General features: G+C 56.9%; 10 protein-coding genes. All 10 read right to left on the bottom strand.

The window, feature by feature from the left end:
• Positions 1 to 86 precede the first annotated feature (86 nt).
• A complete protein-coding gene (locus HMPREF2710_RS08555; RefSeq protein WP_012904008.1) occupies positions 87 to 584 on the bottom strand; it encodes a DUF2505 domain-containing protein in 498 nt (165 codons plus the stop codon).
• A 250-nt stretch (positions 585 to 834) separates the two neighbouring features.
• Complete coding sequence (locus HMPREF2710_RS08560; RefSeq protein ID WP_070600639.1) at positions 835 to 1545, bottom strand: glycosyltransferase; 711 nt, start codon at positions 1543 to 1545, stop codon at positions 835 to 837.
• A 277-nt stretch (positions 1546 to 1822) separates the two neighbouring features.
• The gene (gene pssD, locus HMPREF2710_RS08565) at positions 1823 to 2305 is read right to left on the bottom strand and encodes a PssD/Cps14F family polysaccharide biosynthesis glycosyltransferase (RefSeq protein ID WP_012904005.1); all 483 of its coding nucleotides are present in this window, start codon (positions 2303 to 2305) and stop codon (positions 1823 to 1825) included.
• A 186-nt stretch (positions 2306 to 2491) separates the two neighbouring features.
• Entirely contained in the window at positions 2492 to 3724 is a 1233-nt protein-coding gene (locus tag HMPREF2710_RS08570) for a Wzz/FepE/Etk N-terminal domain-containing protein (RefSeq protein ID WP_049341605.1), read from the bottom strand.
• A 67-nt stretch (positions 3725 to 3791) separates the two neighbouring features.
• Positions 3792 to 5798 (bottom strand): lipopolysaccharide biosynthesis protein, encoded by a 2007-nt coding sequence (locus tag HMPREF2710_RS08575; RefSeq protein ID WP_070600641.1) that lies wholly within the window; start codon positions 5796 to 5798, stop codon positions 3792 to 3794.
• A complete protein-coding gene (locus tag HMPREF2710_RS08580) occupies positions 5795 to 7150 on the bottom strand; it encodes an O-antigen ligase family protein (RefSeq protein WP_070600643.1) in 1356 nt (451 codons plus the stop codon). The genes HMPREF2710_RS08575 and HMPREF2710_RS08580 overlap by 4 nt, the downstream gene beginning before the upstream one ends.
• Before the next feature lie 17 nt (positions 7151 to 7167).
• On the bottom strand, positions 7168 to 8118 hold the full coding sequence (locus tag HMPREF2710_RS08585) for a glycosyltransferase (RefSeq protein ID WP_070600644.1): 951 nt from the start codon (positions 8116 to 8118) through the stop codon (positions 7168 to 7170).
• An 11-nt stretch (positions 8119 to 8129) separates the two neighbouring features.
• Positions 8130 to 8918, bottom strand: coding sequence for a CDP-alcohol phosphatidyltransferase family protein (locus tag HMPREF2710_RS08590; protein WP_070600645.1), 789 nt, complete (start codon positions 8916 to 8918; stop codon positions 8130 to 8132).
• Positions 8919 to 9396: 478 nt separating this feature from the next.
• Positions 9397 to 12921 carry a fibrinogen-like YCDxxxxGGGW domain-containing protein gene (locus tag HMPREF2710_RS08595; RefSeq protein ID WP_070600647.1) on the bottom strand — a complete coding sequence of 1175 codons (3525 nt, stop codon included), beginning with the start codon at positions 12919 to 12921 and terminating at the stop codon, positions 9397 to 9399.
• 120 nt (positions 12922 to 13041) lie between these two features.
• Positions 13042 to 13914, bottom strand: coding sequence for a hypothetical protein (locus tag HMPREF2710_RS08600; protein ID WP_070594041.1), 873 nt, complete (start codon positions 13912 to 13914; stop codon positions 13042 to 13044).
• Between the last annotated feature and the right edge of the window lie 266 nt (positions 13915 to 14180).

A 14180-nucleotide genomic window follows, 5' to 3' on the forward strand; every position in this document is an offset into this window, starting at 1 on the left:
CCCCCCGCCGTAAGTACTTACGGCGGGGATTCTCTGCATATTGGCGGTATATCAGCTACACCTCAAAGGTGAGCGTCTCATACGCTTTAGCGCTGTGCCAGCCACTTCTCAGCGGAGGAGCCCAGAACCTTCAGCACGCGGCCAACCTGCGGCTCAGCAGCGGCTGCAATCTTCTTGCCCACCAGCGGGATGGAGCAGGAGACTTCACCGTTGACGTCCAGGCGGGTCTGCTCGCCCTCGGGGGTCAGCTTCTGAGTAGCCTGAGCGGACACGGGCACGCCGTTGACCTTGACCTCGGTAGAAACGGTGCGGGATCCGTCAGCAGCCGGTGCGCTTACGGTGTCCATCTGGGTCATAGCAACGCCGTTGCCGACGAACTTACGAGCGATGTCCGGCACGCGCTCAGCGGGTACGGTACGCTCGGTGGTTGCGGTGAACTCGGCGGAGGTGTCACCGGAAACGGAGAAGCTACCGAACTCCACGCCAACCTCGGAGCATACGAAGCGTGCGAAATCCTCGCTAGAGAACGCCTCGATAACCTGCTCAACGCTTGCGTTGATAACGGTCGATTCCTGAACTGCCATAATTGTTCCTTTCGTAGTGCGCGAAAACCCCGCGCATTATCCCTTACTTAGGATACGGTGCGCGGGGTTTCGCAACCAATGTAAAGACGCGAATCCACCTGAGAATATGCCGTGAACAAGGGAAAACATCCACAGCCTCTCACAGGGTGGTTGGAGGATTCGCATGCCGGTCTAAAAATGTGGGAAGCGCCCGGCCGGGCACCTCCCACACCGCATCACGAGGATGCTGAGCTTAGAAAGCAAGAAAACCTTAGGCGCTGGGAGCCATCGCGTCGATGCGAGCCATCTCAGCCTTACCCGCACGGTGTGCGCGAGCAGCCTGCTTCAGGCGACCCCAGAAGGAATCCTTGCGGTGGGTTTTGCCAGCGAGCAGATCCTGCAGTTCCTCGCCCAGCTGCGCTGCAGAAATCTCCGGGGTGGAGATGTAGGGCTCAGCGGTGCGGAACAGGGAGGGGTTCGCCAGGGCAAGATCGAGCTTAGCGAAGAGATCTTCGCGGCTCTCAACGACAACAGCGTGGCCGCGCTTCTCCATCAGAGCGGTGAAGGGGACCTGGTGGTTGTCAACGACCTCGTCGAACTCTGCGCGGCGCGGAACAGCCAGGGGCAGAGCGCCGGTACGGCGTGCATCCTGGATGGAACCGGGGCCGCCCTGAACCAGTACTACGCGTGCGGTTGCGTAGTAGTCCAGCAGCTCGGAGGCGGGAAGAAGCTTAAGGTTGTCTGCGTGCTTAATGGGCGCAGTGTGGCCATGCTGCACGAGGCAGGTGACCTCGGGGTGAGCCTCAAGATAAGCCTCAACCCAACGCAGGAGACGATCAAAAGTGTGAACGTCGGTGCCGAGGGACACCACCAAATCGTACGTCTTAGTAGGAATACGAACGGGCGCGACGGCAGGGGTAAATACGGGCAGGTCGAACTTGGAAGTATCAACGCTGACGTGGGGGAAGTCCTGAATAGACATAGCCTATTCCTCTCTATGTATTTATCGGTAGTAACCCCGTATACCTGACGCAAAAATCCGGAGGGCATCATTGGTATACGCGGCGGCGTCGTGCCGGAGAAAATGGTGAGTAATCTCCGCATACGCTTCTCTGGCGAGTGGTTAGTTCGCTTGGATGGTGAGTCCACAGTGGAGCGCACGACTTATGCGTATCTGTATGTATTAATAAATACTATACCCTGAAAATAACGCCCTCAGCACACGCGAGGACGCTATTTTCAGGATAAATTCATCACTCTTAGAAAATGGGATGAATCACACGAGAATCAGGGAAATTCTCCTGCTGTTCCTCGCTCTGAACAATAATTCGATCAGCAAAGGTGTACAGCATCTTACCGGTCATCGTCGGCAGAGTCGGGCGGTCAAAACACTCAATATAAAGAGTCTTTACGCCAAAAAGTTTAGCCGCAACAAAGAAAGGAACAGCAACACCCGCACCCGCAGAAACAACCGCATCCGGACGTTCCTTCGGAAAAATACGAAATGCCAAGAACAGATTACGAATAGCGTTCTTAATATTTCGAGTGGTCGGGTAATAAGCCCAATAGGTCTTCTCATCAGCCAGAGAAGATTCCACATCGGGCTGTTTAAAGCTAACCCACACGCGGTCATAATTCTGCCACGCAGCAGAAGTAGCCGTCAGATGCTTCAAGTGCCCGCCACTGCTAGAAACCAGCAGAAGCTTCTTCTTCGGTGCCTGAGAGGAAATTGCCTCAGTCATAGTGTTCTCCTAAAGCCCCAATACAAGAGAAAAGTAAGAAGAGAAGATAAGGGTGAGCTGACGGGTTCGGCAACGCCTGCATCAACAGATTCGCCTCAGCAGGTGTCACCGCACCCTACGCTCAAGGACGAAGGACGAACCCGCACAGAAGCGAGGCATCCATCAACAGAACCCGATTACTCGCAATTACTCGCGGTCCAGGAACACAGCCAAAGCGTTCACGCCCTCAAGCTGATCCAGCTGAGCGAAGAGCTCACGAACCTGCTGCAGAGAAGTAGCCGCAGTCACCGGAACCAGAGCAACGCCGCCAGCCTGAACGAAACGCAGCTGAGTCGACAGGGGAGTAGCGGTGCTCAGGCTAATCACCAGAGGAGTCTCGCTCTTCTCAACCAGCGACTCGGGAGTGTGGCGGGTCAGCGCGTCACGGACCGAAGCGTAATCGGTGAAACGTGCGTACTCGGTGGGCAGAACACGCTGCAGCATCTGGTATAGGTGCTCAACACCGCGGTCAGTACCGGGCAGAATCACAATGCCGGAAGCGCCAGCGCTCTTCACGTCGCCGTCGGGAGCACCAATGGTGCGCAGCAGCATGAACGCGTCATTCGCCTCAGAAGTGGAACCCAGCTCGTGAACCGGGATACCAGCATCTTCCAGACGATCAGCGTAACCAACGTGACGCATAGTGCGGTCACGACCGTACGCCAGCACAGCACCAATCAGCAGACCGGCAACAGCACCAACAATACCCATCTTCACCGGGCCAAGAGCCGAGGAAGAAGAAGGAACCTGAGCCTCGCTCATCACGCGACCACCGGTGGTGGAAGTCAGCTGAATCTGAGCGCGACGGTCCTGCAACTGAGAGAGCAGACCCGCACGGTTGTTATCACCCTCGAGGGCCGAAATCTGCTCATCAATCTGGTGCAGAGCAGAATCAACGCTGCTCTTCAGCGACTCGGAACGAACCTGCAGGTATGCGTTCGCCATAGCGTTAGCGTAACGTGCAGCCTCCGTACCGTTGGGGCGGGTCACCTCAATATCCAGAACAGCAGTCTGGGAGGTGCCGGTCACCTTGACGGAGTTCATGAGGCGGCTGGTCAGCTGAGCCTCAGAGAGGGTATCGCCATTAGCAATCAGAGACTTTGCCGCGTTCTGTGCAACCTCGCGAGAGGATGCAACGCGAGACTCGGTCGCAATATCCACCTTCGCGGAGTTAGCGCTACCGGTACCGGCGGGATCAACCACCAGCGGGTAAACAACCAGCGAAGCCTTAGAAGTGTACTTGCTATTGGTCATGTAGCCGTAGACGGCACCCGCCACAGCGAAAACCACAACCGACAGCAGAATCAGCAGACGGTGTCGGAAAATGCGACGTACCTGGTTGCCAAGGGTAACCGAGGAGGTATGAGAGGTGTTATCCATGAGGACATCCTAGAGGAAGAGAAACGGACACTAAATATCGGAGAAAAACGTAGAGGAAGCTGAAGGCTTAAGACTTCGCGCGGCGGGCGGAAAGGAAACGCTCAATACCGAGAGCCTTACGGAAGCGGTACAGCACCGCGCCGTACACCGGCACCAGTAGCACCACGTACACGATGACGCCCAGCACGCTCTGACCCAAGAAAGCCAAAGACGCCAGAGCGCACACCGTCGGAACAGCCGCACCCAAGAAGAGTGAAGGAGCCATCTCACGGGCCGAAGCACGAATACCGACGAGGCGGAACACCTGGTAGCTCGCAAGGAAGGTATCAATCAGCAGAGCAGAAGCCCAAGCCGTCACCGCACCGTACAGGCCCCAGACCGGAACCAAAGTGAAGTTCAAAGTCACAGCCACCACCAGGGAGGAGAGCTTGTTCAACAGCTGCCAGCGACTCTTACCGCTCATCAGCAGAACAGACTGCACGCCACCGGCACTCATTGACAGCATCGCCGCCGGGCAGATCACCCAGAGAATACCGGCGCCAGCCTCAAAGCCCTTACCGAAGAAGCCCAAAAGAGTCGGACCAAAGAACGCCAGGGAGAGGTAGAACGGCCAAGACAACGCAGTCAGCACGCGAGTGGTCGAAAGGAAAATATCTCGAGCACGATCGAGCTGACGAGTAGCCAACGCTGCGCTGATCGACGGGCCGGTCACCACGCGGCCGGTGTGTTCAATCATGGTGCCCACACGAACACAACGGTTCACAGCACCATAGATACCACCGGCAGCGGCACCCAAGAACGCCGTCACCACCAGCACGTCAATCCACTCCAGGATGGTTTCCACAATGGTAGCGACACCGCGTGCAGAGCTGAAACCCCAGAACGAACGGAACGTCTCAGGCGGAGAATCCTCAGAAGAAAGAACCTCCACATGCTCCTCGGAAGGGAACGCCCGCTCCAAAAGCCACAGGGCAACCACCGCAGTAATCGCCACCGGGATGGTCCAGGCGTACACCAAATCCATGAGCTGACCCGAGAACAGAACAACCAAACCCACCGCCGCAAAACGCAGAGTGGGAAGCAGAACATTCTGCAGGAGCGTAAAGGTCACCACACGATGCAGGCCACGCAGAGCGCCGAAGAACACCGTCATCAGCGCCGCTATCAGCACGAAAGCCGAACTGACACGCATCGCCGCCTGATACTGGGGAGCCATCGGCACAATCTCGGTGTAGATGTACACACCCGCCACCAGAAGCACCGAAGTCACCAGCGAAGGAATCAGACCGTAACGGATCAGCTGCGGAAGCACACCGTAACGACCCAGCGCACGCTGAGCACTCATCGTACGAACCAAGCCCGTATCCGCGCCGAAAGTCACCAGCGAAATCGCAATCGCGAACAACGCCATCAGACGGAAAAACTCGCCCGAACCCTCAGCACCAATACCGTTCGACACCACCATCGTGGTCACGAACGCGATACCCGCGCCGTACATCACGCACAGAGAAGCAAGAGAGCCGCTCTTTGCCAGGCTGGGCTGCTTAGCCTTTCCGGGAGCTTTCTTAACCGGCACGCTCTTCGCGGATGCGCTATCTGCCTGAGCACCTGACGCGGAAGGCTTAGCCTTCTCATTCGGAGTCTTTTCTTCCTGCGCCTTTTCTGCAGACTCAGCAGTAGCCGAGGCAACCCGCCGGGAACCGGACAGATGAGCACCCACTACAGCGGTAGCGTTTGCCGCTGAGGAACCAGCAGTCGAAGTACCTGACTCCGAAGAACCCGCCTCCAAAGAATCGGGCAGTAACTCTTCGGAAGCAAAGCCTCGAGCCGGAGGCACAATCGACAGCGCCGTGGTTGCAGGAAAACGACCGGAACGGATATCGTCCACCGTCGGAGCAAACTCATCGGCAGAAGACTCTGCTTGCCAGCTAGCTTGCTCCACTACCGGCTCCACGTACTCGCCACTCTCACGCAGACGCGCACGGCGGCTAGGGTGACCACCCGTCGAGTAGGCATCATCGAAAGCTGAAACCGCAGTGGTCTCTAAACCACGAGGGGACTGATTCTTCGTCATAGCCCCTCACCATCCCGAATGGAACGAATACACGCCATCGACGCGAGCATCAGAATGGTCATCTGAGCAATATCGAAGCTGTAGAAAATAAAGACGACGCAGCACGCGACCGGCACGCTATGCAGCCAGTACCCGGAGGTGGTCTTCACTCGTGCGCCGCCTGCTACAGTGCACACCATGAAGAGCGCGAACAGCGCCAGACCCACGAAGCCGAAGCAGAACATCAGAGTCCACAGGTACCCCTGGGTACCCATTGACACGCCAATGCTCGGTTCCATACGCGGAGTGCCGTAACCAATAATCGGGGACTCCAAGGTCGCCTTCCAGGTGGCGCGGTAGAGCGCCGCACGGCCACCGGTGGAGTCAGAGTAGTCCTGACGACCCAGAATGTTATCCACGGTGCCCGACGCAAAGAGCGCCACAACCACAGCCGTAATCGCCGCAACACCCGTACCCACAGCACGCCAATTAGCCGCAAGGAACTGACGCAACAGTACGTAGGCTGCGCTGATACCTAGACCAATGAACATGCCGCGGTTACTGGTCGCAATCGCAGGCACAGTAGAAAGCGCCATACCAATCAGCAACGCAATACGCAGCCAGATGGAATGCAGGCGAAGCAAGCACGCCAGCATCACCGGGGTGAGCAGAGTGTACGCCAGACCCCAACTATTCGCGTAGGGGAACGGCGCGGAGGGGCGAATATACGCCTCGGGAGCGCCCCACGGGCGCTGAACCTCAGCCAGGGGAGGAAGCATGTAGTCACGCACCAGCGGATTCTGCATAAAACCAGAAGGCATGATGAAGCTCATCGGAGTACGCAGGCGGAACTCGGGGAAGAGAACACCACCGTACCCCAGAACAATCAGGGTCACCCACAGAGTCGCCAGACCGCCCAGCAGCCTATTGAGGCTAATAGAAGAACGCGCGTTGTAGTAGTACAGGGCGTAAATGCCGGCGCTGAGAATATTTACAAAGCGCAGACCCCAACCAATAATGTCGGTGGAACGGGTCAGGGCAAGCGCCGCAACAACAACCCACACGCAGAATGCGCCCCACACCCACAGGGAACCGGGCACACGCACATTACCTCGAATAATGAGGTAAAAAAGCATGATCGCTGCCAGTACCAGCGGTGCAATCTGAAGCACACCCAAAGCCCACAGTGCCGGGAAGCCGTACAGCAACGCCAGCAGAGGCCAGGCGGGGAGCTTCTTCTGCGCCGTAGACAACGGGCGGATGCGCGCGCGGGCACGCAGAATACCGCTAGGCGGCGTGGCCACCGACCCGGCGGAATCCTTCAGCGCCACAGGCGAAGTACCCGGAGGGGAAAGAACGGAAGAGGAAACCATGTCTGTGCGATACCTGGTTAGAGACCTCGACCGGTCTTCTGGACGAGATCAAGAAGAGTAGCGGGCTTAATAACGCCGGTGGACACAACATACGCTGCCCAAGCACGAAGCTGCTTAGGGTCGCGGCGCAGAGCGGAGCGAGCGTAGGCACGCGCCTCCTTGTTGTTACCCAGAGACGCCTGAGCGTACGCAATCTGACCGGCAATACGTGCCAGGCCCTTGGGGTCCTGCTCAAATTCAGGGAACTTACGCAGAATGTAGCTGAGGCCGTCAACCATGGACTGCCACTTGCCGGAGAAGAAGGAGGGACGGTCCCAGAGCACCAGAATCAGCGGCTCGGGCACGCTCAGTACATCGCCGTGACGGGTTGCGCGCAGCAACAGGTCGTAGTCTTCACCGTAGGCGGCGGGCAGCTCCTCATCGACCAGGCCGATGCGGGCGGGCTTACCATCAACGCCGAGCAGATCCTCGCGGGAGTACAGCATGGCGGAGGGGTGAATTTCGGTAATGCGCGAACGCAGGAAGTCAGCGAAGGTTGCGCGCTCGGGCGCCAGGCGCACGATATCCTGACCACCGGAGCGGACGGTAATACCCGAAGAGATAGCGGTTGCTTCGGGGTTTTCGCGCCAGAGAGCGACCTGCTGGGTGAGCTTGGAAGGCATCCAGTAGTCGTCGTCATCGCAGAAGCCAATCATCTCACCGCTGGAGGCGATGATGCCGCTGTTGCGGCCGCCCGCCAGACCGCCGGAACGGGTGTTGGAGACAATCTTCAGGGCACGGTTTTCGCCGACCTCAATATCCTCGAGGCGGTCGGGCTCAACACGGTCAAAGACGACAACAACTTCAACGAAACCGCGGTAGCTCTGCTCAAGGATCGAGCGGACAGCCACGCGCAGCAGTTCGGGGCGCTTGCCGTTGGTCGCGATAACGGCGGAAACAGCAGGGTTGCGAGAGGTGAAGTGCATCATTGGGATTCTCCTTACTCAGCGGGGGTCGCGAGGCTAACGTACTTGCGACGCATGGACAGCAGAACGGTTGCGGCATTAGCCAGCAGAAGCAGCGCGTAGACGATGACGAATACGGGGCCGAAGCCAACGAAAATGTAGATCCAGCAGAGGGTGCCAGCGTCCATGTGCAGGTTGATGAAGGAGCGCAGGGGGCCACCGGTCGGGGGAGCAGCGGTCTTGCGGTTGTTGCGCAGCTGCTCAGCAAGAATCTGGCTCATGAAGTGACCGGCGGTCAGCGCGGTGAAAATCATGGGCATCGCAATGATCCAGCCGTTGAATGCGTTGGAACCGGTAAAGGAGTAGTGCGCAGGGTACAGCAGGAAGGAGAGCAGAGTTGCCATGTGCACGGAGGGCACACGGATGGAGTCGACCACATGGTCGAGCCACTCACCGGCGGGGGAGGATGCGCCGGTCACTCGAGCAACCTGGCCGTCAGCGGAGTCCAGGCCGTAACCGAGAGCGAAAAGCAGTGCAACGCAGATGCCCACACCAATGCTGGAAGGGCAGGTAATCAGAACGATGAGGCCTGCAGCGGAACATGCAGCGGAAATCGCGGTGACGCCGTTGGGGGTGATGCCCAGAGCGACAGCTGCCGCGGCGAAGTAGCGTGCTACTCGGCGGTTGACCCAGCGGGTGTAGGCGGGAACGCCAATGCCGGGCTTCTGCGCTGCTTCAAGAGAGCGCAGGGTGTGAGAAAACTTCGCAGAAAATCCCGATGCGGGCGCGGAGTTCGGGGCGTGAGGTGCCTCAGAGGTGGACATGCACATTCCTTTTTAATCGGTGAGAGGAGTGAAGGAGAGTGAATTACTCCCTTTCGGGGTGGTTGCGAGAAAGTCCGGAAGTCTCGCACGCGAAAAAAGAGGTGGTTGGTCCCTTTTTTCACGTACACCACTATATAGATATTTTACAACGAGATGAAGTGCAACAGGGGGCGTGTGGTCAGGGTCAACAATTGTGTCGTAAAAACCCTCTGACAATGCGCTTTGGTGCAGATTTGCGGGATCCTTCGGGTAGGCTTGGTGTGCTGTTAGAGGGGGTTATCGGCGCTTTGTTCTCGTGAATTGTGGATTTAGAAAACATTTCTGAACATTGTGCAGAGAGGCACATGACAGAAGCACAAATAATGGGAATAAATGATGCAAAAAACACGGAAAAGTGGGGAATATACGCAAATGGGGTTTGATTTCCTGAATCATTCAGAAAATCAAACCCCATTTAGCTGAGATTATCTAGAAGGTATTAGTTCCTTCGAGACTGCATCGGAACGCGGGTTCCGACTCCGTTATTGACGATGCGTCGCTCGCCCTGGCCGGCTGCCGCGTTGTTCGCGTTGTCGACCACGGGCTGCTCAGCCTCGTGTGCGGCGGGAGCATCCGCCTCCTTGTCGCCTTCCTTCTCGGCGGGCTGCTCAGCAACCGGTGCCTTGGAGGTAGCCTGCAAATCGAAGCTCACATTCGGGCGAACGTTACGTCGGCTAATGCCCGGGTGAACCTCAACAGCGATGAGGTTCTCACCAGCCTTCAGCTGAGAAGCCGGAACGGTGAAGGTCACCGGAGTCTTCTGAGCCGTAGCGGTATCAATCGAGCTCGATGCAATCGCGCTATTCCACAGCTTTCCACGAGTGTCAAAGTTGGAACGACCAACCTCTTCACCGTTGACACCCACCGCAATAGCGTCATCCGCGTAAGTGGTCAGCACGAGATCACGGCTGGCCTGCTCACGAGTGAGCTGGATGGTGGTGTAGGCGTAGATATTGTGGCGGGAACGCACGAGCGGAACCTTAACGGAGGTGTTGAGGTTACCAGTACCGACCCCAATCGGGGTCTTGCCGGTCTGCCATGCTTCCTGCGCAATATCTTCCAGGCTGAAGTGGAAGTTGTACTTCCAACCGTACTTACGGTTGGGAGCCTGGGTAGAGACCATGTACTTCCAATCCGAGGCGTAGGGCAGAACAATCTGGTCCTTAGCGGCTTCTTCCTTCGGATTCTCAGGCTTGGGATCGGCGGGCTTAGGCTCCTCAACCTTCGGGTCCGGATCCTGGACCTTCGGTGCCTCAGTAGTCGCTTCTGCACTCGGGGTAGCGCTTGCCGAAGCACTGGGGTCAGCGCTCGCGGTCGGGTCAGCAGCTGCAGTCGGATCCACACTTGCCGTCGGGTCAGCGGTAGGAGTCTCGGTTGCGGTCTCCGTGGGGGTAGGAGTCGGGCGAACCGGAGCTACCTGAACCGGAGTGGATGCAGAGTAGTTATCCGAGCTGTCCACTGCACGCACAAAGTAACGTGCGTTATCGGTGTGGTCAATCTCGAACTTCGTACCCGAAGTGCTAGCGATAACTCGGTCGTCACGCAGAATCTGGTAGCGGACACTACCGGTATCCTGCACGGCATCCCAGGTCAGAACGTCCTTATCGTCCTTCAGCTCAACCTTCAGGTTCTGCGGGGTAGGCGGAGGAGCCACATCGCGAGCCTCAAAGCGCGCAAAACCGACGGTATCCTGAGTACCGTGAACACCCAGCGAACGGTGAATATCGCCGCCAACCCACAGGGTGCCCTTCGAATCCACGAAAGACTCCCAGATACCGAATCCGTGGTCACCCTTAATAGCAGGGGAGAACTCCGGCAGCATCTTACCGCTGTCCTTATCGAAAGCAGCAACCAGCTTGACCGAGTGAATCACGCTCGAACCGCCCACGGGGGTCCGCTTGTTACGCGAATCCTGGTAGAGGAAGTCGCCGCAGTGGCAGGCGCCGTAGATGGTGTTACCGTGCAGGTGCAGATCCTGGAAGTCTCCACCATCGCGGGTAATCGCGGTGTAGGTGGGGGTCAAGGACGCCTTATCGTAACGAGAGATGAGGTGCTCGGTACCGCCCACCCAGACGCCGGTACCGGCATCCTGGACGTCGAACTGGAAACCCCAAATTTTGGTTTCATTACGCAGGTCAGAGACATTAGCGCCAGCAGGAATCTCAGACTGCTGGTACGCCCACGGGCTGCCCTTCTGCATATGCTGAGTAATATCAGCCACGCGGTAGGCAAGGCCACCGTTGAGCCAGGTGAAGTAACCGGCTACGTAAACATGAGAGTTATCAGCGGAGGCGCTAATACCGTTGACAGTACCGTTGAACACCTGGCGCCAGTTACGGTCTATACTCACAATACCGGGCACACCGTTAGAAGGCTCGCCCAACTTAAAACGGGCAATATTGCGCGAATACGCCTCACCCGCCTTTTCACTTTCATAAATGTGGGTAAAGGTGCCGCCAATATACACGTAGTCACCCTGACGGTGAATGGTCTTCACTGTCATGACCTCGGTACGAATGCGATCTTCGACTTTAACCTGGGCCCATTCAGGGGCAACTTCACCGGTTGTGGCGTCAACAACGACGAAGCTCTCATGCTTCTCACCGTTAACAAGCTTGAAGTTACCGCCAACAGCCAAACGGTTATTCGGCAGAGCCTCAACAGCCTTCACCTGACCGTCAACAGTCAGCTTAAAATTGCGGCGCAACTCGCCGGTCACCGGGTCAAAAGCAGCAATATTAGATTGCGCAACACGCTCACCGGTAGAGGACTCAAGGTACTCGAAGTCGCCACCAATAAACACGCTGGAGGTGCCGTTACCGTGATCGACCTCGGTAATGGCCTCAACGTAGGTGTTCATTTCGCCGGTTTTACCGGAGGCGGTCCTGGCGCTGGTTCGCCAGCGCCAATCCGCCGAACGGCTATTGGGCAGGGCACGACGAGCGCTCGCCGGGGTACCGGAATCCGGGATAGCGCCCAGGTTCAAATCATTCTGGGTCAGCTTCGGGCGCAGGAACATCTGGGTGTAACCGAAAGAGGCCTCACCGTTGCTTTCCTTACCGTAGATGTAGGAGTTCCGCGCATCGGTGATTGCCGGCTCAGAGCCATCCTGCGAAATGGGAGAGTTTGCACCGTAACGGAAACCCATACGGTAATCCTGGGACGCCAACTCATCAAACATCAAAGTCTTGAAGCCGTTGTTCTGTCCACGCAGAATGTGGTCTTCCCACGTGCCATCAGGCCAGTCCCTGCGGCCATTTTCATTGTAGGAAGAGAACTCGTCAGGGTTGGTGATGGTCGTATTCGACCAGACAGCGCTCGAGCGCAGAGCCCAGGTCCACTCGGAAGTCTGACGGCGGTCAACCGTCGCCTCCTGCCACTTGGTGCCCGAGGTGTTCAGCGCGCGACGGAAACGGTAACCATCGGGCAACTGATCGGGGCGGGTGCCGTTGAGCAACTGCGAAATGGTGGTACCCGAAAGCTGAATCGGGGTCTTCGCGGCGGGCAGGGAGCTCAGAGCTTTGCCCTGTTCAAGAGTCATACCGGAAGATGCGGGTGCGGCATCGCTGTAGAGCTGCGAAGTGTCACCCTGACCTTCATAGTTTTCAGTCCAGCCGTCGCGGCCCTCACCAATCTTGACCCAGCCGCCACCATCAGTTTCCTGATCGCAGTAGAACTGAGTCGGCTGACTCATCGAAGGAGTGTACAGCCAATAGGCGCCGCTCTTTGCCTCGGGGTTAGCCTGCTTGGCTTCCCAACAGCTAGCGGCAGCACGCTCGGAGGTCGTGCCATTGTAGAAAGCAGAGTCCCTTTTTTCCGCAGTCTGTTCGACAGCGGTACTCGGCGTAATAGCGGGGATAGCTACGGGCAAAGCCAACGCCGTAGCAATGCTCAAGCAAAGAGTTGAGCGAGTTATAGCAGAACGTGAAAAGCCAGAGCCCGTCATGCCAAGGTGGGCTTTCATAATATCTCCAAATGAATGCCAAGAAATGTTATCGAGTGCGCATCAACATTAATGCGCTATGGATGATAATGCGCGGGTTCCAGCGAATCATAGCTGGAAACCGGCATCTTTAATTAGACCCTAACAATCAGGATTGTTCGGGAAATCATGGGTCGCAATCTTCCACTGACCATCGACCTGAACGAGGGTGTAAATATTGAGTGAACGCTTCGGAGAATTGTCATCCTTAACGGGCTGATTATTCTCGTCATAGATCTTCACAGAGGAAGAATCCATGCATACTTCCAGCATGCGCGCGGGCTGACCCTTGTACTGGGTTTCAGTCATACGGGGAGTGCCCACGACAGTGGAAGAACCTTCATAGTGCCAGCCAGCCAGTGCGTACTCGGAAGCCTGCACGGCAAACTCAGCGGCAGCGGAATCAACAGCCACGGCCTCGATGGAGCGAATCGTCTCATCATCGAGAACAGCGCGGGCCCGCTCAACGTTCTGTTGCTCAGCCTCTTCGTCGCTGGTCGGATCAGCGGCACGCTCAGGCGAAGCCTCAGCAGAGGGGGCTGCCTTCACCTTGGTCAGAATGGTCTCAAAAGAGTTAACCAGTTCGGTAGTCTTCTTAACTTCTTCAGCGTCAACAGGTACGGAAGAAGCGTTCCTCATCTCTTCAGCGCCAGTGTAAATCTCTTCAAGCTTCTGGCCGTCAGAAGAGGTCGCCTCACTCTTTGCCCCATCCTTTGCCTCAGCCGAAGCCCCAGAGGAAGCATTGGCGGATGCTTCTGCGGTGCCCTGCTCAGAAACCTGGGGGGAAGCGCTCGAAGACTTGTTTGAGGAAGCATGCGCCGACGCGGAAACGCTCGCGGACGCAGAAGCAGGCGAAGAGCTATCGGAGCTCGGGTTTTCAGTAGCGCAAGCGCTCAGGACCAGGGTGGATACCGCAACGGTACCCAAGGTGCCCAGAAGGCGGGACCGGGAGGGGTACTTGAAGAACACTGACATGGAAGCCTCTTTAGTGGTTGGAGTGAGAATGACTATATTCCGGAAGATAATACCTCGCACGAAGGTAAGGCACCTAAAGGCTAACACGCAAAGCTGGGAAAATACTTAGACCCGCAAAAATAACGTTTTTATAAATGATGAGAATAAGCCCTAACTAATGCTCTATTTTGACTCGATTAGAAGGTAAGTATATATCTCTGCATGAAAAAACCTTCATGTAAATGAATGAAATAGATTCACTATGTGCAAAAAAACCCGGGCTGGTT

Origin of the sequence: Rothia sp. HMSC069D01 (assembly GCF_001810135.1) — a bacterium.
Taxonomy (GTDB): Bacteria; Actinomycetota; Actinomycetes; order Actinomycetales; family Micrococcaceae; genus Rothia.